Origin of the sequence: Paracoccus sp. SJTW-4 (assembly GCF_047716885.1) — a bacterium.
Lineage (GTDB): Bacteria > Pseudomonadota > Alphaproteobacteria > Rhodobacterales > Rhodobacteraceae > Paracoccus > Paracoccus solventivorans.
Genome location: NZ_CP136681.1, coordinates 439,619 through 464,760, shown reverse-complemented (window position 1 = coordinate 464,760; position 25,142 = coordinate 439,619). Strand labels below are relative to the sequence as shown.

Here is a 25,142-nt window from a genome sequence, read left to right as displayed (position 1 = left end):
GAAAAACGGGGGCGAATCAGGATGATGAGGGTCGCGACAACCCGGATGGCGGCATGGCTGCTGGCGCTGGTGCTGCTGCTGCTGGCCACCCCCCAGGCGGCGGTGGCGGGGCAGGGCGATGCCGCCCCCGTCTGCACCGGCCGCGACCTGATGGCGGCGCTGTCCGATGCCGACCGCGCCCAGATCGCCCGCGCGGTGGCCGCCACCCCCTATGCCACCGGCACCCGCTTTCGCGCCACCCGCGATGATGCGGTGATCGAGATCGTCGGCACCTATCACTTTCCCGACCCGCGCCACGCCCCCATGGTCGCGGCGCTGCGCCCGCTGATCGCCGGGGCCGGGGCGCTGCTGGTCGAGGTCGGCCCCGAGGGCGAGGCACGGCTGGCCCGGGCGCTGGCCGAGGATCCCTCGCTGATGGTGGACGCCAGCGGCCCGACCCTGCCCGAGCGCCTGCCGCCGGAACAATGGCAGGCGCTCGGGCAGGCGATGGAGGCCCGCGGCATCCCCGCGATCATGGTCAGCCGGATGCAGCCCTGGTATGTCGCTACCGTGCTGGGGCTGTCGCCCTGCATGATCGACGCGGCGCGCGCCCGCGGCAGCGACCCGGCCAGCGGCGGGCTCGACCACCAGCTGATCGCCGCGGCGGAGGACGCGGGCACAGAGGTGCTGGCGCTGGAGCCCTGGGACACGGTGTTCGCGATCTTTGCCGGGCTGACCCCCGAGGAAGAGCTGGACATGATCCGCGCCGCGCTGCCGGCCGCGCAGCTGGCCGACGATTATGCCGCCACCACGCTCGAGGCGTATTTCCGCGGCGACATCTGGGCGATCTGGGAGTTCGGGCGGCTGGACGCGCTGGCCTCGTCGGGGCTCGCCCCCGCGGCGGTCGAGCGGCAGCTGCAGCTGGCCGAGGAGCGGCTGATGACCGCACGGAACAGAAACTGGATCGCGCCGTTGACCGAAGCGGCCGCTGGCGCCGCGCAGGCGGGTCGCCACGTGGTCGCCGCCTTCGGGGCGCTGCACCTGCCGGGCGAGACCGGGGTGCTGCGGCTGCTGGAACGGGACGGCTGGACGATCGAACGTGTAGGAGACGCAGGATGAGCAGGACCGAGGACCGCTGGGCCGACGAGGAATCGCTGTGGACGCTGGGCGCGGCCGAGGCGGCGCTGCGCATCGCCCCCGTCTGCATCATGGTTTTCCCCGAAGGGGTGATGCAGGGGCCGCAGATCGTCGAAGGGATGAAGCAGGGCAGTCGCTGGCAGAACCTGCGCATCAGCGACCGCCACACCTCGGAACTGGGCGACACCATGGTGCTGGCCTATCGCGCCCGCGCCACCCGCGGCAGCACCGAACGCGACGTGCTGTGCAGCTCGACCTGGGTGCGCCAGGCCGGCGACTGGAAACTGATCCAGCACCAGCAGACCCTGCCGGCAGCGGGCTGACGCCCGACGCTCCGATCCTGCCTATCAGAGGGCTTGCGGAGGCGCGAAAGCAAAGGTGTCCGGTCGCCCCCAAGGCCGCACCCTTCTCCGCTCTTTAATCTTGTCCCACCATCTCCGGGCTGCAGAACCCCGAAAGCAAAGGCAGCCGGCCTCCCCCCCCGGCGGCGGCCCGCCGGCTGACCGAACCCACCGCGCCCGGCGGTAAACCCCGCGCAACCTGCGGCTCTTTCATTTCGCCCCAAATATCCCCGGGCTGCAGAGGCCCGAAAGCAAAGGCGTTCTGACTCCCTCAAGACCACCGCCCGCCGGGCTGACCGAACACACCGCGCCCGGCCGCAACTCCGCACCGCCTGCGGCTCTTTCATCTTGCCCTAACTATCCCGGGGCTTCCGAGCGCCCGGAATAGGAGGCGGATCAGAAAACAGCCCCCAAGGCTGTTTTCCCGCCGGATGGTCCGGTGGACCGTTTCAGCGAGGAACGCTGCGGCAGCTCCGGTCCTGCGCCGCGCTTCACAACCCCCCGCCGCCGCCCTATAAGCCGCAGCGACTCCGCCACGAAGGAACGCGTTCCCATGATCCAGGTTTTCGGCCACAAGGCCCCCGACACCGATTCCACCGGCTCGCCGCTGATCTGGGCCTGGTATCTGTCGGATATCCGCAAGACCCCGGCGAAAGCGGTGCTGCAGGGGACGCCCAACACCGAAGCGCTGTGGATGCTGGGGAAATGGGGCGTCGAGATGCCCGAGATCATCCAGGACGTGGCCGCGGGCGACCAATGCGTGATCGTGGACACCAACAACCCCGCGGAATTGCCCGCCTCGCTGGCGCAGGCCGAGGTGCTGGAGATCATCGACCACCATCTGCTGGCGGGCGGCATCACCACCCGCACCCCGATCAACGTCACCATCCGGCCGCTGGCCTGCACCGCCACGATCATGCACGACCTGATCGGCGAGGACCTCGACCGCGCGCCCCGCTGGGTCAAGGGGATGATGCTGACCTGCATCCTGTCCGACACGCTGGAGTTCCGCAGCCCCACCACCACCCCGCATGACCGCTGGGTGGCGGAAAAGCTGGCAAAAGATCTCGACATCGCGATCCCGGCTTACGCGGCCGAGATGTTCGCGGCGAAATCCGACGTCTCGGCGTTTTCCGATGCGGCGCTGCTGCGGATGGACAGCAAGGAATACGAACTCGGCGGCAAGCAACTGCGGGTCTCGGTGCTGGAAACCACCGCGCCGCAGGTGCTGATCGACCGCAAGGCGGCGCTGATCGCCGCCATGCCTGGCGTCGCGGCTGAGGACGGCGCCGACGAGGTGCTGCTGTTCATCGTCGACATCCTGAACGAGCGCTCGACCCTGCTGGTGCCGAACGACTTCGTGGCCAAGGTGGCCGCGGCGTCGTTCGGCGTCCGCGTGGACAGCGACAGCGTGGTGCTGCCCGGCGTCGTCAGCCGCAAGAAGCAGATCATCCCCGCGCTCAAGCTCTGAGGCGCGCGACCGCCGCAATTCTCGGGGGGCCGGGCGGATCGCGCCCCGGCCCCCTCTCCATGTCCATCCCCAGAAAGGCCCCCACATGACCCGGATCATCCACGAACTTGCCGAGATCGGCGGCGATTACGGCGTGCTGTTCTGCGATCTCTGGGGCTGCGTCCACAACGGCAAGGCCGCCTATCCGGCGGCGATCGCGGCGTTGCAGCGCTGGCGGCAGGGCGGGGGCAAGGTGGCGCTGGTCACCAATGCGCCCCGGCCGCGGGCGATGGTAGAACAGCAGATCGACCGGCTGGGGGTGCCGCGCGACGCCTGGGACGACATCGTGACCTCGGGCGATGCGGCGCAGGATGCGATGCTGGCGGGGCGGGTAGGCAGCCGGGTCTGGCATGTCGGCCCCAGCCGCGACCTGAGCTTCTTCACCGACACCGACGACCCCCGCGCCGCCGCGCTCGAGCTTGTGGCGCTGGAGGAGGCCGAGGGCATCGTGGTCACCGGGCCCTACGACGACCTGACCGAGACCCCCGAGGACTACCGCGAGCGTCTGGCCGCCGCCCGGGCCCGCAACCTGCCGCTGCTGTGCGCGAACCCCGATCTGGTGGTGGATTACGGCGAACAGCGGCTTTACTGCGCGGGCGCGCTGGCACAGCTTTACGAGGAGATGGGCGGCGAAGCGCTGTATTTCGGCAAGCCGCACGCGCCGATCTACGACCTTGCCCGCCGCCGGCTGGGGGTGGGCCCCGAGGTGCCGGCGCTGGCCATCGGCGACGGTATCGGCACCGACATCGCCGGCGCCGTCGCGCAGGGAATCGATTCGATCTTCGTCACCGGCGGGTTGGCGGCCGAGTTCATGGGCGGCGACGTGGAGAGCCCCGATCCGGCGCTGCTGGAACGCTGGCTGGAGGGGCAGGGGATCCACCCGACCTTCGCCATCGGCCGCCTGCGTTGACCGCCGCGCAACAATCCGTCCCCTCGCGCCCCTGACGGATAATATTGTTGCGGGAGTGTTTTCCCGCTGCTATGCTGCACCGCGGCTAGGGAGGCCGGAATGATGCTCGACAATCAGCCCCGGGGCACCATCGTCATCGAGGATCTCGAGGTGGGGATGCTGCGCAGCCTGCAAAAACAGGTGACGGATGCGGACATCGAGATGTTCGCGCAGGTCTCGACCGACCGCAACCCGGTGCATCTGGACGACGATTACGCCCGCGACACCATCTTTCAGGGCCGCATCGCGCACGGGATGCTGACCGCGGGGCTGATCTCGGCGGTGATCGGGGAACAGCTGCCGGGCCACGGCACGGTCTATCTGGGCCAGACCCTGAAGTTCATGGCCCCGGTGCGCCCCGGCGACATGGTGCGCGCCGAGGTCGAGGTCGAGGCGATCGACCATTCGCGCCGCCGCGTGACCCTTGCCACCCGCTGCCTCGTGGGCGATACGGTCGTGCTCAAGGGCGAGGCGGTGGTTCTGGCGCCGTCGCGCAAGTTCGACTGACCACGACGACCGGGGCATCGCATGGCCCGGAGACGGGAGCCCATGCAACATCCGCCGATGCATATCCATCGCGACTGGCGCGGGCTTCCCGCGTCCGCTCGCGGCGCAACCGTGGCCATGGGCAATTTCGACGGCGTGCATCGCGGCCACCGCGCGGTGATCGAGGCAGCCCGCGCCGCCCGTCCCGACGCGCCCCTGGGCATCATCACCTTTGAGCCGCATCCGCGCGAATATTTTGCCGCGCTGGCCGGGCGGGTCGAGCCGCCATTCCGGCTGATGAACGCCGAATCGCGGGCGACGCGGCTGGCGCGCCACGGGGTCAGCCAGCTTTACGAGCTGCCCTTCGGCCCGCATCTGGCCGGTCTCTCGCCCGAGGATTTCGCCCGGCAGGTGCTGGCCGAGGGGCTGGGCATCGCCCATGTCGCGGTGGGCGAGGATTTCCGCTATGGCCGCGGCCGGGCGGGCGACGCCACCACGCTGGCCGAGGCCGGCGCCCGGCTGGGTTTCGGCGTGACCGTGGTGCCGCTGGTCTGCAGCGGGGCCGAGGGCCGCGCCAGCTCCACCGCCATCCGCGCCGCGCTGGCCGAGGGCCGCCCCCGCGACGCCGAGCGGATGCTGGGCCACTGGCACCGGATCGAGGGCGAGGTGCTGCACGGCGAGAAACGCGGCCGCGAGCTGGGTTTCCCCACCGCCAACATGGCGGTCGAGGGGCTGCACCTGCCGAAACTGGGCGTCTATGCGGTCGAGGTCGATGTGCTGGACGGTCCCGACCGCGGCAGCTATCGCGGTGTCGCCTCGCTGGGGGTGCGGCCGATGTTCGGGCAGAACGCGCCGAACCTGGAAACCCATCTGTTCGATTTCGACGGCGATCTCTACGGCCGCCGCCTGTCGGTGGCGCTGGTCGACTATCTGCGCCCCGAAGAAAAGTTCGACGGGCTCGACGCGCTGGTCGCCCAGATGCACAGCGACGCTGCGCAGGCGCGGCGCATCCTGTCGGCGCCGTGATGCGCGAGCGTTTCTGGGAACTGCCGCTCGAATCGCTCAGCGCCGAGGAATGGGAGGCGCTTTGCGACGGTTGCGGCAAATGCTGCCTCAACAAGATCGAATACGAGGACGACGGCTCGCTGGCCTATACCCGCATCGCCTGCCGGCTGCTGGACGGGCACAGCTGCCGCTGTTCGTCCTATGAAAACCGCCACGACTACGTGCCCGACTGCGTGGTGCTGTCCCCGGAAAAACTGGGCTCGATCGCCTGGTGGCTGCCCGCGACCTGCGCCTATCGCCTGCGGGCCGAGGGCAAGCCGCTGTACGACTGGCACTATCTGCTCTCGGGCGACCGGGAATCGGTGCACCGCGCCGGGGCCTCGGTCCGCGGCTGGACGGTCAGCGAGCTCGAGGTCTCCGAGGACGACTGGGAAGACCATGTGATCGAGGATCTGTCATGAATTTCGGCTCGGACAACAGCTCGGGCGTGCACCCGGCGGTGATGGCGGCGCTGGCGGCGGCCAATGACGGCACGGTGGCGTCCTATGGGCGCGACCCGCTGACCGCGCGGGCGGCCGAGGCGGTGCGCGAGATGCTGGGGGCGCCCGATGCGGCGGTGTTCCTGCTGGGCACCGGCACCGCCGCCAACGCGCTGGCGCTGGCGCAGCTGTGCCCGCCCTGGGGCCGGATCTTCTGCCACCGCACCGCCCATATCGAGACCTCGGAATCCGGCGCCCCCGCCTGGATGGCCGGGGGCGCACAGCTGGCGCTGGTCGAGGGCGAGTTCGGGCGGATGACCCCCGATACGCTGTCGGCCCGCATCGCCGATTACCCGCAAGAGGACGAACACGACGGCCGGAACGCGGTGGTCTCGATCACCAACGCCACCGAATGGGGGACAGTGCACGCGCCGCAAGCCGTGGCGGCGCTGGCCGCGGTCGCGCACGGGGCCGGGATGACGGTTCACATGGACGGCGCCCGTTTCGGCAATGCCGTCGCCGCCACCGGCGCCACCCCCGCGGCCCTGACCCATCAGGCCGGCGTCGACGCGCTGTCGCTGGGCGGCACCAAAAGCGGCTGCCTCGCGCTGGAGGCGGTGGTGTTCTTCGACCCCGACCGCGCCCGCGACTTCGCCTTTCGCCGGATGCGCGCCGGGCAGCTGTGGTCCAAGCACCGTTTCCTGGCCGCGCAGATGCTGGCCTGGCTGGATGGCGGGCTGTGGCTGCAACTGGCGCGCCACGCCAATGCGGCCGCGACGGAGCTGGCCGCGAGCCTGCAGGCCGCGGGGCTGCAGCCCATGGCCCCGGTGCAGTCGAACGAGATCTTCCTGCGCCTGCCCCGCGCCACCATCGCACGGCTGCGCACCGCCGGCCTGCGTGCCGCCGACTGGCCGACGCCGGGGGACGATGCGCAACAGGCGACGATCCGGCTGGTGACCAGCTGGGCCACGCGCGAGGAAGAAATCGCGGCGCTACTCGGCGCGCTCTGACCCCAGCGCCGCCAGCAGCATCGCCAGCGCATGGACGACCGTGGCCCGGCGGACGTTGCTGCGGCCGATGGCGCCGAACTCCACGGTTTCGGTGCTTGTGCCGGTAGCGTCCGAGAGGCCGAAGCAGACCCGACCCTCGGGCTTTCTGCCGCTGCTGCCGGGTCCTGCGACGCCGGTGACGGATACCGCCAGCGCGGCGGCGGAATTGCGGCGCGCGCCTGCGGCCATTTCGGCGGCGACCTCCTCGCTGACCGCGCCATGTCCGCGCAGGGTGGCGGGCAGGACCCCCAGCATCTGGGTCTTGGCGGCGTTGGAATAGGTGATGAAGCCGCGGTCGAACACGTCCGAGGCCCCGGCGATTTCCGTCAGCACCGCCCCGATCAGCCCGCCGGTGCAGCTTTCGGCGGTGGCGAGCATGACGCCGCGGGCGCGGGCGGCGTCGATGACGCGCGCCGCCCTGGCCGCAAGATCCCCGGTCGCGCCTTCGGTCACAGCATCGGCTCCAGCACCGCGTGATACAGCCCGGCCAGCATGACCGAGCCCAGCCCGGCGAACAACCCGGCAAGGATATCGTCCAGCATCAGCCCGGTGGCGTCGCCGCGCCGGTCCGCGCGGCCAACCAGCCAGGGTTTCCAGATGTCGAACAGCCGAAACAGCAGGAACGGCACCACATAGCCCGGCCAGGCGTCGAGAATCGACACCCCGTGCCGTGCCAGCGGCACCACCGTGAAACACAGCGCCAGCGACTGCCCGGCGACCTCGTCGATCACCACCCAGGAGGGGTCGCGGTCGGGGCCGGTGGCCAGCAGCCGCGGCACCGTCCAGAACCCCAGCAGCGTGGCGGCCACGAACCCCGCCGGCACCAGCCACGGGCTGAGGCATTCATAAGCCAGCACCGCCAGCAGAACCGTCACGGCCGAGGCCCATGTGCCCGGCGCCGGCCGCAGGTAGCCGATGCCGAACACGGTCGCGACCATCCGGTCCATCAGCGCCCCCCGATCAGCGTGGCGGTGGCGATGGCGGCGATGCCTTCCTCGCGCCCGACGAAGCCCAGCCGCTCTGATGTGGTAGCCTTGACGCTGACGCGCCCGGGCTCGATCCCCATGATCGCGGCCAGCCGCGCCTGCATCGCGCCTGCGTGGGGGCCGATCTTGGGCCGCTCGGCGATCAGGGTCACGTCGGCGTTGCCGATGGCGTAGCCCATGTCGCGCGCGAGATCGGCGGCATGGCGCAGGAAGATCTCGCTCGCCGCGCCCTTCCACTGCGGGTCCGAGGGCGGGAAATGCCGGCCGATGTCGCCCTGCGCCAGCGCGCCATAGATGGCGTCGGTCAGCGCGTGCATCCCAACATCGGCGTCGGAATGGCCGACCAGCCCGCGGTCGTGCGGCAGTTCCACCCCGCACAGAAACACCCGATCCCCGGGCCCGAAGGCGTGCACATCATATCCGTTGCCCAGCCGCACATCCATGCCGCCCCTCCGTTCTGCCAGGATCCGTTCGGCCCGCGCCATGTCGCCGGGCCAGGTGAGTTTCAGGTTGTCCTCGTCGCCGGGGGTGATGCGCACCGGAATGCCGCGGCGCTGCATCAACTCGACATCGTCGGCGGCGTCCGCGCCGCCCTCGCGATGCGCGGCCAGGATCGCCGCCAGCTGGAATCCCTGCGGGGTCTGCGCCCGGAACAGCCCCTCGCGTGCGGCGATTCCCGTGACCACGCCGCCCGCGCCGCGCCACAGCGCGTCCGTCACCGCCAGCCCCGGCGCCGCCGCCACCGCGCCCGCGTCCAGCGCCGCGACCACCGCCTCGATCACCGCGGCGGATACCAGCGGCCTTGCGCCGTCATGGATCAGCACATGGGTGATGCCGGAGCCTTCCAGAACCTCGAGCCCCGCCCGCACGCTTTCGGCACGGCTGGCGCCGCCCGCGACCAGCGTCACCCGCCCGCCCAGCAGCTCAATGGCGCGGTCCATGTCTGCCGGCGCCACCGTCACCACCACCCGGCCGAAGCCGTCGAATGCGGCGATGCTGCGCGCCAGCACCGGCTGGCCCGCCAGCGCCTGCCACTGCTTGGGCAGATCGCCGCCCATCCGCTCGCCCCGGCCGGCGGCGGTGATCAGGACGGCGACATCGGCGCGGGACGGGGCAGGGGCGGTTTCCATCCGCACCCGATACGCCATGGCGCCGGGTCTCGCAATCACGGCCACCTCTTTCATCTTGCCGCAAATATCCCGGGCTTCCGAGCGCCCGGAATAGGAGGCGGATCAGAGAACAGTCCCCGAGGCTGTTTTCCCGCCGGATGGTCCAGTGGGCTGTTTTCAGCGAGGACGGCCACGGCAGTGGCCGGGGGCTGGCCCCCGCTGCGGCCGCGCTCCCGCCGCGCACCCCTCGCATCCCCCGGCCATCCCCGTTATATCCCGCAACGGAAACCGAAACCGCAGGAGCCCGCGATGCCAGACCTGTCACCGGCCGAGGCCGCCAAGGATGCCGCCGCCCGCGCCGCCATCGCCCTGGTTCAGGATGGGATGCGGCTGGGGCTGGGCACCGGCTCGACCGCCGTCTTCATGGTCCACCGCCTGGCCGAGCGGGTGCGGGCCGAGGGGCTGCGGCTGCGCTGCGCCGCGACCAGCCGCGCCACCTGCGATCTGGCCGAAAGCCTCGGGCTTCGCATCGAAGAACTGGACGAGATCGGCTGGCTGGACCTGACCATCGACGGCGCCGACGAGATCGACCCCGACCTCAACCTGATCAAGGGCGGCGGCGGCGCGCATCTGCGCGAAAAGATCACCGCCGCGGCCTCGGACCGGATGGTGGTGGTGGCCGACCCGACCAAGGTGGTCGAGCAACTGGGCGCCTTTCACCTGCCGGTCGAGGTGATCCCCTTCGGGATGCAGACCACCCGCACCCATATCCAGCGCCTGCTCGATTCGCTCGAGCTCAGCCGCCGCCCGATGCTGCTGCGCCAGCGCGACGGCCAGCCGTTCCGCACCGACGAGGGCAATGTGATCCTCGACCTCTCGCTCGAGGCGATCCCGGAATGCGAGGCGCTGGCGGCGGGGCTGGCGGCGATTCCCGGCGTGGTGGAACACGGGCTGTTCCTGGGGATGTGCGACCTGGCGCTGATCGGCAGCCCCGACGGACGCGTGATCGAGATGACGGCGGCGCAGGTGGCGGAATGAGCTTCGACTATGACCTGTTCGTGATCGGCGGCGGCTCGGGCGGCGTGCGCGCGGCGCGGATCGCGGCCAGCCAGCACGGCGCGCGCGTGGCGCTGGCCGAGGAAAGCCGCATGGGCGGTACCTGCGTGATCCGCGGCTGCGTGCCGAAGAAGCTGATGATCTTTGCCTCGCAGGCCCCGGCCGCGGCGGCCGAGGCGCGGGGCTACGGCTGGCCCGATGCCGATGCCGGCAGCTTCGACTGGCCGGCGTTCCGCGCCAAGCTGCATGACGAGCTGTCGCGGCTGGAAGCGATCTATACCGACGGGCTGCGCTCGGCCGAGGTCGACATCCACCACGCCCGCGCGCATCTGGTCGACCACCACACGGTGGCGCTGGCCGACGGGCGGCAGTTCACCGCGAAACACATCCTGATCGCGGTCGGCGGCCGCCCCAGCCTGCCCGGCATCCCCGGCGAGGAGCTGGGGATGATCTCGGACGATCTGTTCACCATGGAACATGTGCCGGGCCGGGTGCTGGTGGTCGGCGGCGGCTTCATCGCCTGCGAATACGCCACCATCCTGCAGGGACTGGGCGCCGCCACCACGCTGGCCTATCGCGGCGACAAGGTGCTGCGCGGCTTTGACGAGGAATGCCGCCAGCTGGTCACCCATCAGCTGGAGCATGTCGGCATCAGCCTGCGGCTGAACGCCAACCCCGCGCGGCTGGACCGCGAGGGCGAAGGGATCCGCGTCACCTATGAGGACGGCGCGGTGGAAAGCTATGACGCGGTGATGTTCGCCACCGGCCGCAATCCCTATACCGCCGGGCTGGGGCTGGAAAACACCGGCGTGCAGCTGGGCAAGCGCGGCGAGATCGTGGTGGACGCGTGGTCGCAGACGGCGGTGCCCTCGATCTATGCGGTGGGCGACGTGACCGACCGGGTGAACCTGACGCCGGTGGCGATCCGCGAGGGGCATTCCTTTGCCGACACCGTGTTCGGCGGCCAGCCCCGCCGCGTCTGCCACGATCTGGTGGCCAGCGCCGTCTATGTCCGCCCGCACGAGCTGGCCACCATCGGCCTGACCGAGGACGAGGCCGCCGCCCGCGGCCCGATCGAGGTCTATCAGGCGCGGTTCCGGCCCATGCGCTCGCTGTTCGCGGGCTCGGACATCCGGGCGATGATGAAGCTGGTGGTGGATTGCGACACCCGCCGGGTGCTGGGCTGCCATATCTTCGCCCCCGAGGCGGGGGAAATGATCCAGCTGGCCGCGGTGGCGATCGGCATGGGCGCCACCAAGGAACAGTTCGACGCCGCAATCGCCGTGCACCCGACGCTGGCCGAAGAGCTGGTGACCATGCGCCAGCCGGTGCGCCGCGCCGGCGGCGCGACGCTCTGAACGACGGACAACCCGGACCGGCGGCACACCGGGCCGCAGGAAGCGCACCCGCAAACCCTTGTCCTGCCCGGCTTTGGCCTTAGTTAGGACACAGACTCAGACGAAAGGCAGATGGATGGCACAAAAGGGACCCTGGGGCGGCGGCAGCGGCGGAGACGACGACGGCCGCCCCCCCCGCCCGCATACCCCCGGCCCCGACCGGGGAGAGACGCCGCGTCCCTGGGGCCAGGGCGGCCCCGGCCAGCAGGGGCAGCAGCCCCCGGGCGGCGGACGGCGCCCCGACCAGGTGCCCGAGATCGAAGAGATGATGCGCCGTGGCCAGGAACGGCTGCGGGTGCTGATGGGCGGCCGCGACGGCGGCGCCCGCCGCCCCGGCGGCCCGCGCCCGGAACTGCCGCGGATGAACCGCGGGCAGTGGGGGATCTTTGCGCTTGGCGCCGTGGCGCTGTGGGCCTTTGCCAGCGTCTATCAGGTGGACACCTCGGAAAAATCGGTCGAGCTGCTGTTCGGCCGCCCCTATGCGGTGCGCGATGACGGTCTGAACTTTGCGCCCTGGCCCTTCGTCACCAAGCAGATCGTCGGCGTGACCCGCGAACGCACCATCGACATCGGCACCGGCCGCGACCCGATGGACAGCGGGCTGATGCTGACCCGCGACCAGAACATCGTCGACATCACCTATCAGGTGGTGTGGAACGTCTCGAACCCCGAACAATATCTGTTCAACCTTGCCGACCCCGAGGGCACGATCCGCGCCGTCGCCGAAAGCGCGATGCGCGACATCGTGGCCCGCAGCGAACTGGCGCCGATCCTCAACCGCGACCGCGGCGTGATCCAGGTCGATCTGGAACAGGCGATCCAGGCCACGCTGGACAGCTATCAGGCCGGCATCAACGTGCTGCGCGTCAACCTTGGCCGCGCCGACCCGCCGGGTGAGGTGATCGACAGCTTCCGCGAGGTGCAGGCCGCCCAGCAGGAACGCGACCGGCTGGAAAAAGAGGCCGACGCCTATGCCAACCGCGTGCTGGCCGCCGCAAGGGGTGAGGCCGCGGCGCTGGTCGAGCAGGCCGAGGCCTATCGCGCCCAAGCCGTCAACGGCGCCCAGGGTGAGGCCGCGCGCTTCAATTCCGTCTATGACGAATACGTCAAGGCGCCGGATGTGACCCGCCGCCGCATGTATCTGGAAACCATGGAGAAAGTGCTGGGCGGCGTCGACAAGGTGCTGATCGACAACGAGGCCGGGCAGGGCGTCGTGCCCTATCTGCCGCTCGACCAGCTGCGCAATACGCCACCGCTGCAGCCCCGAACCGCCGCGCCCGCCAACAGCAACACCACTCAGCCGGGGGGCAACTGATGCGCCGTATGCTTTCCATCATGGCCCTGCCGCTGCTGGTCGTCGTCGCGATCACGGTGATGGCCTCGGTCTATATCGTCGATGTCCGCGAAAAGGCGCTAGTGCTGCGCTTTGGCGAGGTGGTGAACGTGCGCGAGGAACCGGGGCTCGGCTTCAAGCTGCCGGTGATCGACCGCGTGGTGCGCTATGACGCGCGCATCCTCGGGTTGCAGACCGACCCGATGGAGGTCACGCCGCTGGACGACCGCCGGCTGGTGGTGGACGCCTTCGCCCGCTGGCAGATCGCCGATGCGGTGACCTTCCGCCGCGCGGTGGGCGAGGGCGGCATCGATTTCGCCCAGCAGCGGCTGGGCGGGATCATGACCAACGCCATCCGCGGGGTGCTGGGCTCGGTTCCCTCGACCACGGTGCTGTCGGATGATCGCACCGCGCTGATGAACCGCATCCGCGACAACGCGCGGGCCGAGGCCGATTCGCTGGGCATCCAGATCATCGACGTGCGGCTGACCCGCACCGACCTGCCGGAACAGAACCTGGCCGCCACCTATGCGCGGATGCGGGCGGAGCGTGAACGCGAGGCCGCCGACGAGATCGCCCGCGGCGGCGAGGCCGCGCAGCGGGTCCGCGCCACCGCCGACCGGACCGTGGTCGAGCTGACCTCGGACGCGCGCCGCCAGGCCGAGATCATCCGGGGCGAGGCCGACGCGCAGCGCAACGCCATCTACGCCGACGCCTTCGGCCGCGACCCCGAGTTCTTTGCCTTCACCCGCTCGATGACCGCCTATGAGCGGGCGCTGCAGGCCGGCAACAGCTCGGTGGTGCTGAGCCCGGACGGCGAGTTCTTCAGCTATCTGGGCACCGGCGGGCAGAGCGGCACCAGCCCGGTCGCGGTCCCGCCCGAGGTCGCGGCCGCGGTTCCGCCCGACGCGCCTTCGTCGCACGAGGTCGCGCAGGAAGCCGCCGCGCAGGCCGCTGCCGCTGCCGCAGCCGCCGCGGCCGAGGCCGAGGCGGCGACCGCCGCCACCGCGCCCGCGCCGGTCCCGGAACCGGGGGCGACGCCGGAGGCCGCCGCGCCCGAGGCTGCACCCGAAGCCGCGGCCCCGGCCGAGGACGCCGCACCCGCGGCGCCCGAGCTGCCCGCCACCACCATGCCGGAAACCGCGCCGGGGGCCGCGCCGGATGCGGCCGCCGATACCGCGCCGGCCACCACCACCCCGGCGGCCGGGGACTGACCGGCCGGCCGGTCCGGCGGGCGGTTTCCCCCGGGAAACCCGCCCGCCGCTGCCCGCCGCGCGGCGGGTGCTGTCAAGCCGCGTCTTGCATCACGATGAAATGACGCCGGAACAAGTTGCCAATCCGCAACGCTTGTTTCCATATCGGGGACGCATCCCGCAACCGGCCGGGGACAGCTGTGCCGGTCAGTCATGGAGATCACGCATGAGGTTTCTTCCGCTTCCGACCAGACACGGGTCGGCCCGGCTGGGCCTGACCGCCTCGGCCGCGGCGCTGCTGCTGGCGCTGGCCCCGGCGATGGGGCAGGTGGCGCCGCCGCCGGCGCAGCCCGACGCCCCGCAAGGCAGCGAGTCGCAGGTCCAGGCCCAGGTGCTGCCCCCCGCCGGCTCGGAAGCCGCTCCCGGCACCCCCGAGACCACCACCACCCCCGACGCCGCCAACACCGGCGAGGTGCCGCAGGCCCCTGACGCCACCACGGCCGCGGGCGATCACGTGACCGCGGTCGGCACCATCATGCCGCAGAGCTTTTCGGGCATCGTGGCCGAGGTCAGCCCGGCGGTGGTCAACATCACCACCACCTCGGTGGTATCGCGGCCGGTGACGCAGCAGCGCGGCGGGCCGATGTTCCCGCCGGGCAGCCCGTTTTCCGACCTGTTCCGCGACTTCGGCATCCCCGGCTTTCCCGGGCCCGAATCGCCCTTCGGCGACCCCGGTTTCGGCGCGCCGCAGATGCAGCAGCGCTCGAACGCGCTGGGGTCGGGCTTCGTCGTCTCGGCCGAGGGGCTGATCGTCACCAACAACCACGTGATCGAGGGCGCCGACGAGATCGAGATCGAGTTCCAGTCCGGCGCCCGCCTGCCCGCCAAGCTGGTCGGCACCGACCCCTCGACCGACCTTGCGGTGCTGAAGGTCGAGGTGGACAAGCCGCTGCCCTTTGTACGCTTCGGCGACAGCGACACCGCGCAGGTCGGCGACTGGGTGCTGGCGCTCGGCAACCCGCTGGGGCAGGGGTTCTCGGCCTCGGCCGGGATCATCTCGGCGAAAAGCCGTGCGTTGACCGGGACTTACGACGACTTCATCCAGACCGACGCCGCCATCAACCGCGGCAACTCTGGCGGGCCGCTGTTCAACCTGCAGGGCGAGGTGATCGGGGTGAACACCGCGATCCTGTCGCCGAACGGCGGCTCGATCGGGATCGGGTTTTCCATGGCCTCGAACGTGGTCAAGGGGGTGGTCGACCAGCTGGAGAAATACGGCGAGACCCGCCGCGGCTGGCTGGGCGTCAAGATCCAGGACCTCAGCCCCGAGATCGCGGAATCGCTGGGGATGCAGGCCGAATCGGGCGCCATGGTCACCGATGTGCCGGCGGGCCCGGCGCTCGATGCCGGGATCCAGGCGGGCGACGTGATCACCTCGTTCGCGGGCAATCCGGTGACCGACACCCGCGATCTGGTGCGCCGCGTGGCCGACGCCCCGGTGGGCGAGGCGGTGGAGGTGACCGTGCTGCGCGGCGGCGAATCGGTGACGCTGCAAGTGACGCTGGGCCGGCGCGAGCTGGCGGATGCCGACGGCAGCGGCGCGCCGCAGGGCGAGCAGCCCCCCGAGGGCGCGTCCTCGGAGCTGCTGGGCATGTCGCTGGTGCCGATGACGCCCGAACTCGCGGCGCGGCTGCAGCTGCCGGAAACCGCGCGCGGGCTGGTGGTGCAGGACATCGACGCGACCAGCGACGCCTCGGCCAAGGGGCTGCGGGTCGGCGATGTGATCGTCGAGGCCGGGCAGCAGCCGGTGGCGACGCTGGCCGACCTGCGCGCCCGCATCGACGAGGCGCGCGAGGCCGGGCGGCAGTCGGTGCTGGTGCTGGTGCGCCGCGAGGGCGAGCCGCGCTTCGTGGCGCTGTCCATCGCCGAGGAGTGATCCGGCGCGCGGCCCGTCACGGCGGGCCGCCGTTCCCGGAACCCTTCCGTTGAAATGCAAAGAGGCGCCCGGGGGCGCCTCTTTTCGTGTCCGGCAGCCGGGCTCACTCGGCCGGGGCGGCGTCCTCTTGCGGGCCGTCGCCCTGCGGCTGGCTCTTGAGCGCGTCGAACCCGGCGGTGAAGCCCTTCAGCGACACCGGCAGGTGCACCGCGTTCTTTTCCGGATCGCCGCCGAAGGGCAGCAGCGTCACCGTCGCCTGGTTGCCGCGCTTGAGCGCGCCCAGCTCCGCCTCCGACATGCCGATGCGCGCGACGCAGCCGATCGGCGCGCAGACCAGGAACGGGTAGCGGCGGTTTTCGCCGGTGTCGATCTTGAGCCCGAGACCCATTTCCAGGTCGGTTTCCAGTGGCGCCACAAAGTTCATGATCGCCGCGGCCTGACCCTCGAACGGGATCACCGAGATCTCGGCCACCGGCCCCTGGTTGTCGTCGCGCAGCAGCTGATACAGCTCGCACGGGTCGTTGCCGTCGGGGGTTCGCAGGCAGCGCAGCTGCCAGTCGCCGTGGGTTTCGCGGTTGTAGTAGCTGGCGACGATCTGGTCGCCCGCGGGCTGCTGCGCCTGCTCGCCGGCGGGTGCTGCCGGGGCGGCGGCCTCGGCGGGCGCACCCTCGGCCGGGGCGGCGTCCCCGGTTTCGGTCGCTGCCGCCGGCGCGGTCTCTGCGGCCTCGGGCGCAGCCTCGGGGGTGGTCTCGGCTTGGGTCTCGGGTGCGGCCGCGGGCGGGGTTTCGGGCTGGGTCTCGGATTGCGCAAAGGCGCCCGCGACGGGGGCCATGGCGATCAGGGCCGCCAGAACGGCAGAGGTTGTGCGAGCCATGTCTTTTCCTTTTCGGCTGAACGCGCCCGCGCTGTAGCATGGCGGCGACATCTTGTCAGCGCCCGCGCCCGGCGGCGGAATGACCTTTGCGTGCAAGGGGGTTGCGCCGTTCCCGCCGGCGGTTTTCCGCCGCTGCGTCTGGTCCGTATTGCGCCAATGGAAGACGGGGAATGAAGCCCGCGTGGCCGCATTCCCCGTCCGTCCCTGTCGGACCGGCGGTTTATTGCCTGCGACGTTAGGCTGGGGCGCAGGTCGCGTCAATTGCCTGAAAAGACAGGTCGTTCAATATGCGCCGCCCGGCGGTTTCGGCTTGTGCAGCGCCCGTGCGAAATCTCTGGCGGCGCGAGGGGGGCGCGTTATGCTGGCTTCGCGCGCCCGTTCCGCGTGACCGCCCCGAGGATGCCAGTGACCGACCAGCCGCCACCCCTGAGCCCGCCCGAACCCGCCGCCGTCCCTGCCGGCGATCCCCCTGCCGCGTCTGCGCGGCCGCTGGTGGATTTCGCCGCCGGCACCATCCTGGTCGGCGGCGGCGGCGAGGGGCACGCCATCCCCCAGACCCTGCTGCTGAAATATGCCAACCGCCACGGGCTGATCGCGGGCGCCACCGGCACCGGCAAGACCGTCACCCTGCAGACGCTGGCGGAATCGCTGTCGCTGGCCGGGGTGCCGGTGGTGCTGGCCGACGTCAAGGGCGACCTTGCCGGCATGGCGCTGCCGGGGGGCGGCAATCCCAAGCTGCTGCAACCCTTTGCCGAGCGTGCCGCGCAGATCGGGGCGCCGCTGGACTACCGCGGCTTTCCGGTCACCTTCTGGGACGTCTGGGGCGAGCAGGGCCACCCGATCCGCACCACCCCGGCCGAGATGGGTCCGCTGCTGCTGTCGCGGCTGATGGACCTGACCGCGGCGCAGGAAGGGGTGCTGAACATCGCCTTCCGCGTCGCCGACGAACAGGGGCTGCCCATCGCCGACATGAAGGACCTGCAGGCGATGCTGCTGTGGGTCGGGCAGAACGCGCGCGAGCTGGGCTTGCGCTACGGCAATATCGCCGCCGCCTCGGTCGGCGCGATCCAGCGGACGCTGTTGGTGCTGGAACAGCAGGGCGGGGACCGGCTGTTCGGGGAACCGGCGCTGCAGCTGGCGGACATGATGCGCACGGATGCCTCGGGGCTGGGGGTGGTCAATATCCTGGCCGCGGACCGGCTGATGCAGTCGCCGCGGCTGTATTCGACGCTGCTGCTGTGGCTGCTGTCCGAGCTGTTCGAGCAGCTGCCCGAGGTCGGCGACCCGGAAAAGCCCCGGCTCGCGTTCTTTTTCGACGAGGCGCATCTGCTGTTCGACCGCGCTCCCCGCGCGCTGGTCGAAAAGATCGAACAGGTGGCGCGGCTGGTGCGGTCGAAAGGGGTCAGCGTCTGGTTCATTACCCAGAACCCCACCGACCTGCCCGATTCGGTGCTGGGGCAGTTGGGCAACCGCGTCCAGCACGCGCTGCGCGCCTTTACCGCCAAGGACCAGCGGGCGCTGCGGATGGCGGCGGAAAATTACCGTGCGAACCCGGGGTTCGACACCGCCGACGCCATCCAGCATGTCGGCACCGGCGAGGCGGTGACCTCGTTCCTGGGGGCCAAGGGCGCGCCGGGGGTGGCCGAGCGCACGCTGATCCGGCCGCCGCTGTCGCAGCTTGGGCCGATCCCGGATGCCGAGCGGGCGCGGGTGATGCAGCTGTCGCCGCTGGGGCTGAAATACGACGCCACCGTCGACCGCGATTCCGCCCATGAGATGCTGGCGCGGCGGACCGAGGCCGTCGCCCGCGCCGCGGCTGAGGCCGAGGCGGAGGCTGGTGACGCCGATGCCCCCGGCGGGGACGAGGGGTCGCGGGGGCGGCGTTACCAGCCGGGGAACGGGGCGGCGCGCAAGCCCGCGGCCCGGCGCGGCGATTCCATGCTGGAGGCATTTGGGAAAAGCATGGCGCGGCAGCTGGGCACCCGCACCGGGCAGATGCTGGTGCGGGGGATCCTCGGCTCGCTGAGCGGCAGGCGCTAGCTTTACCCCAGCGCCCGCACCCGCGGCGCCGCGGTGCGCGCTGGCGCCAGCCGCGATTCGGCCAGGATCGCGATCAGCAGCCGCACATGCTGCTGCATGTCGTAATCGGCCGCATCCTCCAGCCGGGCCAGGTTCAGCCGGTCCTCTTCCTCGCGCAGCCGCGCCAGCGCCTGCCCCGGCGCGGGCAGCGATTCGCAGTGCAGCACCCGGCGCAGGTCGCGTTCGCGCCGCCACAGCGCCTGCCCGGCGACCGCGGCCCGCACCAGCACCGCCGGCCGGCGCAACGCGCTGCCCACCGGGCGGGCGGGAAAGGCAAGGATGTTGGACATCACGCTCATCTTCGAGTCTCCGGGATTCGGGCGGTTTTCCTTGGGTCCGATCCTGCACTCAATGTGCGGTTGTTGCGTAACTCGGCGATGCAGCGTCCGGTAAGGTTAATGATCTTTAGGAAATCTTAGCCATTCGTCACCGAAGTGGTCCCGGACCTGTCCTTTTCGACAGGTGCAGGCCCAGGGCCGGCGTGGCCCAAGGATGACAGAGGACTAGACGACATGACCATATTGACGGGTGGTTTCTCGGGCGGGGCCGCCGTTCCGCTGTCCTGCGGAGTGGTGCCGCCCGGCAGCACGGCCGCACCGGAACCCGCGGCGGCTGCGGCCGCAACCCTTCCCGAGGATGCGCGGCTGTATCTGCGCCATGTGCAGGGCGGCGAATCGATCCGGGCGCTGGCGCGGGAAACCGGGTGCCACGCCTCGACCATCCTGCGGCGCATCCGCAGGTTCGAGAGCCGCCGCGACGATCCGCTGGTCGATCGCGCGGTGGAAACGGCCGGGGCGGGGCAGGGCGCGCCCTCGCCCGAGGATCTGGCGCAGCTGCGCCGCGCCCTGCGGCGGCTGGCGGAACCCGGCGCGGTGCTGGCGGTGGCCGAGGGGATGGACAAGGCGATCGTGACCCGCGCCGACATCCGCACCGCCATCCTCGACCGCCGGCTGGCCGAGCTGCTGGCGCTGCGGGGCTGGGTGACGCTGGTGGCGCAGGGGCGCATCACCCGCCACCGGATCAGCGCCGCCGGGCGCGCGGCGCTGAAATCCATGGCCGCCGGGCGCGGGGCCGGGCTGCCCGCGCCCGGCGATTTCGGGGGCGCGCTGCCGGTCGGGCCGGGGCTGGCCGAGGCGCAGGCCCCCTATGCCGCCCCCGGCCATGGCCCCGCCGACCTTGGCCCGCCTCAGGCGCAGGCGCATCGGGTGATGGAAGAGCGGACGATGGACGACCCCGAGGGCGGCAGCCGCCGGATGCGGTTCAACGTCGCGGAAAGCCCGTTGCAGATGATGGCGCGGCGCCGCGACGCCAACGGGCAGCCGTTTTTGGACCCCGGCATGGTGGCGGCGGGCGAGCGGCTGCGCGAGGATTTCGAGCTGGCCCAGATGGGCACCCGCGTCACCCAGAACTGGGACGGGTTCATGACCGCCGGCATCGACGCGGGCTTTGCCCCCGGCGCCGGCGGCGGCTCTGATGCCGCGCGCAGCCGGGTGGCCGAGGCGCTGCGCGAGCTGGGCCCCGGCATGGGCGATCTGGTGCTGCGGGTCTGCTGCTTCCTGGAAGGGATCGAGATGACCGAGCGCCGGCTGGGCTGGTCGGCGCGGTCCGGCAAGGTGGTGCTGCGGCTGGCGCTGATGCGGCTGGAACGCCACTATCTGGACCGCTACGGCCGCGGCGCCCCGATGATCGGCTGATGCGTGCGGCCCGCGGTCGCAGGCCAGGTCGTTGCAGGTCACGCCGGATCGGCGTCGGAACGGGGATCATGCCCCGCTCCGGCCAGCGGGATCAGGCGGCGGCGCGGGCCCGGTCGCGCAGATAGGCCAGGATCGCCTGGGGCGAGGATTCGCCATAAGGATCCTCGGGGTGATTGTCGCATTTCCCCGGCTCGACGAACAGCCGCTCGACCACGCCGTCGTCGACGATGGCCGCATAGCGCCACGAGCGGGCGCCGAAGCCCAGGTTGTCCTTGCGCACCAGCATCCCGACCCTGGCGGTGAACTCGCCCGAGCCGTCGGGGATCACCTTGACGTTCTTCAGCTCTTGCGAGCGCGCCCACTGGTTCATCACGAAGGCGTCGTTGACCGACAGGCAGTAGATCTCGTCGATCCCCAGCTCGGCCATTTCGGCCGCCGCCTCCTCGAACTCGGGCAGCTGGAAGGTCGAGCAGGTGGGCGTGAAGGCACCGGGCAGCGAGAACAGCACCACCCGCTTGCCGGCAAAATAGTCGCCGGTGGTGGTTTCGTTCCAGCGGAACGGATTCGGCCCGCCGATCGAGGCGTCGCGGATACGGGTGTGAAAGATGACGTCGGGCAATCTGTCGCCGGGCTTCATGCTGGTCCTCATCTGCTCGCGGCGCGCTGCTGCGCCGCAGAAATCCCCCCGTGCGCTATCTGGGCCGGACGCGGCAGTTGATCAACCCCTGCCAAGAGGATAGGCCGGACTGGACAGTCCGCGCCCGCCCAGCCCAGCCCGAAGGGATCACCGATGTCCGACGCGCCCCCGATCCTGCGCCACCCCGAAAAGGCCCATCGCCCCGACCAGAGCCAGCCCAAGAAACCGTCGTGGATCCGGGTCAAGGCCCCGACCAGCCAGGGCTACAAGGACACCCGCGACATCCTGCGCAACAACCGCCTGTCCACCGTCTGCGAAGAGGCCGGCTGCCCCAACGTCGGCGAATGCTGGAGCGCGGGCCACGCCACCATGATGATCATGGGCGAGATCTGCACCCGCGGCTGTTCCTTCTGCAACGTCACCACCGGCAAGCCCAACGCGCTGGACGTGTTCGAGCCGGGGCGCGTCGCCCATGCCGTCGCGACGCTGGGGCTGAAGCATGTGGTGATCACCAGCGTCGACCGCGACGATCTGGACGACGGCGGCGCCGAGCATTTCGCCCAGACCATCCGCGCGATCCGCCACCGCGCGCCCGGGTCCACCATCGAGGTGCTGACCCCCGATTTCCTGAAGGCCCGCCCCGACGCGCTGGAAACCGTGGTCGAGGCGCGGCCCGATGTGTTCAACCACAATCTGGAAACCGTGCCGGGGCTGTATCCCACCGTGCGGCCGGGGGCGCGGTATTTCGCCTCTCTCCGGCTGTTGCAGCGGGTGAAAGAGCTGAACCCGGGGATGTTCACCAAATCCGGGATCATGGTGGGCTTGGGCGAGGACCGGCAGGGGGTGCTGCAGGTGATGGACGACATGCGTGCGGCGGATGTCGATTTCATCACCATCGGCCAGTATCTGCAGCCGACCCCCAAACACCACCGCGTCGACCGCTTCGTCACCCCCGAGGAGTTCTCGGGCTATGAAAAAGCCGCCTGGGGCAAGGGGTTCCTGATGGTCTCGGCGACGCCGCTGACGCGGTCGTCCTACCACGCGGGCGAGGATTTCGCCCGGCTGCGGGCGGCGCGGCAGGCCCGGCTCGCCACCTGAACCCCGCTTGCGCGGCGGCCGGCTTGCGCATAAACGGGCAGGGTGGCCCGAGTGGCGGAATGGTAGACGCAGCGGATTCAAAATCCGCCGACGCAAGTCATGTCGGTTCGAGTCCGACCTCGGGCACCAATAGCTTAGCCAGCTCCCCTCGACTGGCAGGGGGATTATTTCCCACTAGTTTCCCACTTCATAAGTTTCCCACTTTCATAGCTCGGTCTTGTTCTGTTCGACCAACCGCACGGCCGCGCGTGGCAGACGGCACTTCTTCTTTGCACATATCCTGGGGAGCCGGCCGCAGGCCGGCGGGCGAAGCCACTGACGCAGGACTCTGGCCCGGAACTAACCCGGCAGCGTCAGCACCGCCTTTAACCCGCCCAGTTTCGACCGCCCTAGCGCCAGCCCGCCGCCGTGCAGCGCGGCGAGATCGGCGACGATGGCAAGGCCCAGACCGGCGCCGGGCGGGCCCATCTCGTCCAGCCGGCCGCCGCGGGACAGGGCGCGGGCGTGGTCGCTGTCCGCCATGCCGGGGCCGTCGTCCTCGATGGCGATGACCAGCTGCCCGGATCGCTCGCCCGCGGTGACGCTGATCGCGGTGCGCGCGTATTTCACCGCGTTTTCCAGCAGGTTACCCAGCATTTCCTCGAGATCCTGCCGCTCGCCGGCGAAACGGGCGGCGGGGTCGCAGGCGGTGGCGATGCGCAGGCCGCGGTCCTCGGCCGGGCGGCGCAGCACCAGCAGGATGTCGTCCACCACCGGCGCCACCGGGGTCGCGTGGCCCAGCAGCCGCGGCTGCCCGGCGCTGCGGGCGCGGCGCAGGTGCCATGAAATCTGCCGGTCCATCCGCGCCACCAGCGCCCGCCCGGGATGATCGTCGGGCAGGGTGTTGGCCAACGCCGACAGCGGTGTGCGCAGGGAATGCGCCAGATTGCCCAGATGCTCGCGCGCCCGCGCGATCACCGAGCGGTTGGCGTCAAGCAGCGCATTCAGCTCTGCCGCGACCGGGCGCAGCTCGGCGACCGGGGGCAGGGGGATGTGCTCGGCCTGACCGGCGCGGATGCGGCGGATGTCGCGGCCAAGCGCGTCCAGCGTGCGCAGCCCCCAGCCCACCTGCACCAGGCTGGCCGCCGCCAGTCCCGCGCCCAGCACCACCAGCGCCAGCGCCAGCGGCGGACGCACCAGCGACATGGCGGCGTCGATCTCGGCGCGCGGCACGGTCACCACCACCGCCAGCGGCGGCTCGACCCCGGGCAGGGTAAAGACGCGGCGCATCACCCGCAGCGCCTCGCCATCGGGGCCGGTGCCGGGCTGGCCGGCATAGCTGCCCGGCGGCGCCTCCAGCCGCAGGTCCAGCAGCGAGGGCGAGCGGGCGATGAAGTCGCCCTCCGCGGTTTCCAACTGCCAGCTCCACAGCGACAGCGGCAGCGACAGCCGCGGATCGGCGGGGGGGCGCGTGATCTCGACGAGGGCAGGGGCGGCATTCGCCTCCGGTCCGACCCCCGCCCCGGGTTCGACCCCGGCGATCAGGGTCTCGGCGATCACTGCGGCCTCGGCGTCGAAACGCTCGGTGACGAAGCGTTCCAGCACGCCGCCGATGAACCACCACGCCAACAGCAGCACCAGCGTCAGCCACAGCGCCGCCGCCGCCAGCAGCCGCGCGCGGATGGAATCGAGCATCATGGCGCGCGCCGCAACACATAGCCCTCGCCGCGGCGGGTCTCGATCAGCCCGTCGCCGATCTTGCGGCGCAGCCGGCCGATCACCACCTCGAGCGACTTGTGGTCGCGGTCGCTGCCGGCGTCATACAGATGCTCGCTCAGCTCGCTGCGGCTGACCACGCGGTCGGGGTGGTGCATCAGATAGCCAAGGATCCGCGTCTCGAACGGGGTCAGCTTCAGTGCCACCCCGTCGCGGGTGATGACGCCCAGCTGCGTGTCGTAGGACAGCGGCCCGGCGGTCAGCACCGCCTGCGCGTGGCCGGCGGCGCGGCGCACCAGGGTCTGGGCGCGCAGCACCACCTCGTCCAGCCGGAACGGCTTGACCGCATAGTCGTCGGCCCCGGCGCGGAACCCCGCCACCTTGTCGGTCCAGTCGCCGCGCGCGGTCAGGATCAGCACCGGCATCGCCACCCCCTGCGCCCGCCAGCGCGACAGCACCTCGAGCCCCGGCAGCCCGGGCAGGCCCAGGTCGAGGATGGCAACGTCATAGGTCTCGGTCGCGCCGGCGAACTCGGCGGCCTCGCCATCGTGGAAGACATCGGCGACGAACCCGCCCTCGGCCATGGCGCGGGCCAGCTGGGCGGACAGCGTGGGGTCGTCCTCGGCGATCAGGCAGCGCATCTCAGTCCTTTCGGTTGGGCTTGTCGCGGCGGACGCCCGAAAGATCGGCGCCGCGCAGTTCCAGGAAGCGCCCGTCGAGCGCATCCATCCTGATGTCCAGCACGTCGCCCGCGCGGGTCAGCAGCCGGATGCGATAGACCAGCGGCGACGGCCCCGGCCCGGGCGGCAGCAGCGCGATGTCGAGCACCCGCCCGTCGAAGCGCTGTCCGGCCCGGCGCACGGCCTGGTGCATGGGAATGACCTCGGCCATCCAGCCGGGGGCGGCGTCGCCGAAATCGGGGTTATCCGCCGGCATCGGGTCGTGGTGCCGCGCCGGGGCGCGCGGATAGGGCGGCGGGTGACGCGCCGCCGGCAGGGCCAGCGCCACGGCCAGCGCGGCCAGCAACAGCAGGGGGATGAGGAATCGCGGGCGCATCGGCCCCATCTTTACCCCGGAAGCCAAACGGAAACCAAACGCGCCGTTGGTCTTTCGTTCGGGT

General features: G+C 71.0%; 25 protein-coding genes and 1 tRNA gene. 17 read left to right on the top strand and 9 right to left on the bottom strand.

Annotation, left to right across the window (positions count from 1 at the left end):
• Window positions 1-21 precede the first annotated feature (21 nt).
• The 8 genes from RSP45_RS02315 to RSP45_RS02280 all read left to right on the top strand — a co-directional run bounded on the left by RSP45_RS02315 (window position 22) and on the right by RSP45_RS02280 (window position 6,896).
• A complete protein-coding gene (locus tag RSP45_RS02315) occupies window positions 22-1,098 on the top strand; it encodes a TraB/GumN family protein (protein ID WP_415393073.1) in 1,077 nt (358 codons plus the stop codon).
• Window positions 1,095-1,439 (top strand): DUF4440 domain-containing protein, encoded by a 345-nt coding sequence (locus RSP45_RS02310; RefSeq protein ID WP_415393072.1) that lies wholly within the window; start codon window positions 1,095-1,097, stop codon window positions 1,437-1,439. The genes RSP45_RS02315 and RSP45_RS02310 overlap by 4 nt, the downstream gene beginning before the upstream one ends.
• 571 nt (window positions 1,440-2,010) lie before the next feature.
• The gene (locus tag RSP45_RS02305) at window positions 2,011-2,928 is read left to right on the top strand and encodes a manganese-dependent inorganic pyrophosphatase (RefSeq protein ID WP_415393071.1); all 918 of its coding nucleotides are present in this window, start codon (window positions 2,011-2,013) and stop codon (window positions 2,926-2,928) included.
• 85 nt (window positions 2,929-3,013) lie between these two features.
• A complete protein-coding gene (locus RSP45_RS02300; RefSeq protein WP_415393070.1) occupies window positions 3,014-3,877 on the top strand; it encodes a TIGR01459 family HAD-type hydrolase in 864 nt (287 codons plus the stop codon).
• A 102-nt stretch (window positions 3,878-3,979) separates the two neighbouring features.
• Entirely contained in the window at window positions 3,980-4,423 is a 444-nt protein-coding gene (locus RSP45_RS02295) for a MaoC family dehydratase (protein ID WP_073066215.1), read from the top strand.
• 57 nt (window positions 4,424-4,480) lie between these two features.
• The gene (locus RSP45_RS02290; RefSeq protein WP_073066210.1) at window positions 4,481-5,428 is read left to right on the top strand and encodes a bifunctional riboflavin kinase/FAD synthetase; all 948 of its coding nucleotides are present in this window, start codon (window positions 4,481-4,483) and stop codon (window positions 5,426-5,428) included.
• Complete coding sequence (locus RSP45_RS02285; protein ID WP_303729194.1) at window positions 5,428-5,868, top strand: YcgN family cysteine cluster protein; 441 nt, start codon at window positions 5,428-5,430, stop codon at window positions 5,866-5,868. Before RSP45_RS02290 ends, RSP45_RS02285 begins: the two co-directional genes overlap by 1 nt.
• Window positions 5,865-6,896: a threonine aldolase family protein gene (locus tag RSP45_RS02280; RefSeq protein ID WP_415393069.1), complete on the top strand. Its 1,032-nt coding sequence runs from the start codon at window positions 5,865-5,867 to the stop codon at window positions 6,894-6,896. The genes RSP45_RS02285 and RSP45_RS02280 overlap by 4 nt, the downstream gene beginning before the upstream one ends.
• Here RSP45_RS02280 and RSP45_RS02275 read toward each other — a convergent pair.
• The 3 genes from RSP45_RS02275 to RSP45_RS02265 form a co-directional block, all read right to left on the bottom strand.
• A complete protein-coding gene (locus RSP45_RS02275) occupies window positions 6,879-7,313 on the bottom strand; it encodes a CinA family protein (protein ID WP_415393979.1) in 435 nt (144 codons plus the stop codon). The genes RSP45_RS02280 and RSP45_RS02275 overlap by 18 nt on opposite strands.
• Before the next feature lie 71 nt (window positions 7,314-7,384).
• Window positions 7,385-7,882 (bottom strand): phosphatidylglycerophosphatase A, encoded by a 498-nt coding sequence (locus RSP45_RS02270; RefSeq protein WP_415393068.1) that lies wholly within the window; start codon window positions 7,880-7,882, stop codon window positions 7,385-7,387.
• The gene (locus RSP45_RS02265) at window positions 7,882-9,069 is read right to left on the bottom strand and encodes a bifunctional 2-C-methyl-D-erythritol 4-phosphate cytidylyltransferase/2-C-methyl-D-erythritol 2,4-cyclodiphosphate synthase (protein WP_415393067.1); all 1,188 of its coding nucleotides are present in this window, start codon (window positions 9,067-9,069) and stop codon (window positions 7,882-7,884) included. Before RSP45_RS02265 ends, RSP45_RS02270 begins: the two co-directional genes overlap by 1 nt.
• 270 nt (window positions 9,070-9,339) lie before the next feature.
• Here RSP45_RS02265 and rpiA point away from each other — a divergent pair, with 270 nt between their 5' ends.
• The 5 genes from rpiA (at window position 9,340) to RSP45_RS02240 (ending at window position 15,945) form a co-directional block, all read left to right on the top strand.
• Window positions 9,340-10,068 carry a ribose-5-phosphate isomerase RpiA gene (gene rpiA / locus RSP45_RS02260; RefSeq protein ID WP_415393066.1) on the top strand — a complete coding sequence of 243 codons (729 nt, stop codon included), beginning with the start codon at window positions 9,340-9,342 and terminating at the stop codon, window positions 10,066-10,068.
• Window positions 10,065-11,444 (top strand): glutathione-disulfide reductase, encoded by a 1,380-nt coding sequence (gene gorA / locus RSP45_RS02255; RefSeq protein ID WP_415393065.1) that lies wholly within the window; start codon window positions 10,065-10,067, stop codon window positions 11,442-11,444. The genes rpiA and gorA overlap by 4 nt, the downstream gene beginning before the upstream one ends.
• Window positions 11,445-11,559: 115 nt before the next feature.
• Entirely contained in the window at window positions 11,560-12,798 is a 1,239-nt protein-coding gene (gene hflK / locus RSP45_RS02250) for an FtsH protease activity modulator HflK (protein WP_415393064.1), read from the top strand.
• Entirely contained in the window at window positions 12,798-14,030 is a 1,233-nt protein-coding gene (gene hflC, locus RSP45_RS02245) for a protease modulator HflC (protein WP_415393063.1), read from the top strand. The genes hflK and hflC overlap by 1 nt, the downstream gene beginning before the upstream one ends.
• A 514-nt stretch (window positions 14,031-14,544) precedes the next feature.
• A complete protein-coding gene (locus RSP45_RS02240; protein ID WP_415393978.1) occupies window positions 14,545-15,945 on the top strand; it encodes a Do family serine endopeptidase in 1,401 nt (466 codons plus the stop codon).
• 103 nt (window positions 15,946-16,048) lie between these two features.
• Here RSP45_RS02240 and RSP45_RS02235 read toward each other — a convergent pair whose 3' ends face one another.
• Window positions 16,049-16,819 carry an invasion associated locus B family protein gene (locus RSP45_RS02235; protein WP_415393062.1) on the bottom strand — a complete coding sequence of 257 codons (771 nt, stop codon included), beginning with the start codon at window positions 16,817-16,819 and terminating at the stop codon, window positions 16,049-16,051.
• A 492-nt stretch (window positions 16,820-17,311) separates the two neighbouring features.
• Between RSP45_RS02235 and RSP45_RS02230 the strand changes: the two genes are divergently transcribed.
• Window positions 17,312-18,859 (top strand): helicase HerA-like domain-containing protein, encoded by a 1,548-nt coding sequence (locus RSP45_RS02230; protein WP_415393977.1) that lies wholly within the window; start codon window positions 17,312-17,314, stop codon window positions 18,857-18,859.
• A 2-nt stretch (window positions 18,860-18,861) separates the two neighbouring features.
• Here RSP45_RS02230 and RSP45_RS02225 read toward each other — a convergent pair whose 3' ends face one another.
• Window positions 18,862-19,197 carry a DUF6477 family protein gene (locus RSP45_RS02225; RefSeq protein ID WP_415393061.1) on the bottom strand — a complete coding sequence of 112 codons (336 nt, stop codon included), beginning with the start codon at window positions 19,195-19,197 and terminating at the stop codon, window positions 18,862-18,864.
• Between the two features lie 213 nt (window positions 19,198-19,410).
• On the opposite strand from RSP45_RS02225, the gene RSP45_RS02220 reads away from it, so the two are divergent.
• Window positions 19,411-20,592, top strand: coding sequence for a DUF6456 domain-containing protein (locus RSP45_RS02220; RefSeq protein ID WP_415393060.1), 1,182 nt, complete (start codon window positions 19,411-19,413; stop codon window positions 20,590-20,592).
• Between the two features lie 91 nt (window positions 20,593-20,683).
• On the opposite strand, the gene RSP45_RS02215 is transcribed toward RSP45_RS02220, so the two are convergent.
• Window positions 20,684-21,229: a peroxiredoxin gene (locus RSP45_RS02215; RefSeq protein WP_415393976.1), complete on the bottom strand. Its 546-nt coding sequence runs from the start codon at window positions 21,227-21,229 to the stop codon at window positions 20,684-20,686.
• A 153-nt stretch (window positions 21,230-21,382) separates the two neighbouring features.
• Here RSP45_RS02215 and lipA point away from each other — a divergent pair, with 153 nt between their 5' ends.
• On the top strand, window positions 21,383-22,327 hold the full coding sequence (gene lipA / locus RSP45_RS02210) for a lipoyl synthase (RefSeq protein WP_415393059.1): 945 nt from the start codon (window positions 21,383-21,385) through the stop codon (window positions 22,325-22,327).
• 45 nt (window positions 22,328-22,372) lie between these two features.
• A tRNA-Leu gene (locus RSP45_RS02205) sits at window positions 22,373-22,456 on the top strand.
• 210 nt (window positions 22,457-22,666) lie between these two features.
• Here RSP45_RS02205 and RSP45_RS02200 read toward each other — a convergent pair.
• The 3 genes from RSP45_RS02200 to RSP45_RS02190 are packed head-to-tail and all read right to left on the bottom strand — an operon-like array spanning window position 22,667 to window position 25,078.
• Window positions 22,667-24,004 carry an ATP-binding protein gene (locus tag RSP45_RS02200; protein ID WP_415393058.1) on the bottom strand — a complete coding sequence of 446 codons (1,338 nt, stop codon included), beginning with the start codon at window positions 24,002-24,004 and terminating at the stop codon, window positions 22,667-22,669.
• Window positions 24,001-24,663, bottom strand: a complete 663-nt coding sequence (locus RSP45_RS02195; RefSeq protein ID WP_073065911.1) for a response regulator transcription factor — start codon at window positions 24,661-24,663, stop codon at window positions 24,001-24,003. Before RSP45_RS02195 ends, RSP45_RS02200 begins: the two co-directional genes overlap by 4 nt.
• Window position 24,664: 1 nt before the next feature.
• Window positions 24,665-25,078: a PepSY domain-containing protein gene (locus tag RSP45_RS02190; protein WP_415393057.1), complete on the bottom strand. Its 414-nt coding sequence runs from the start codon at window positions 25,076-25,078 to the stop codon at window positions 24,665-24,667.
• Window positions 25,079-25,142 lie beyond the last annotated feature (64 nt).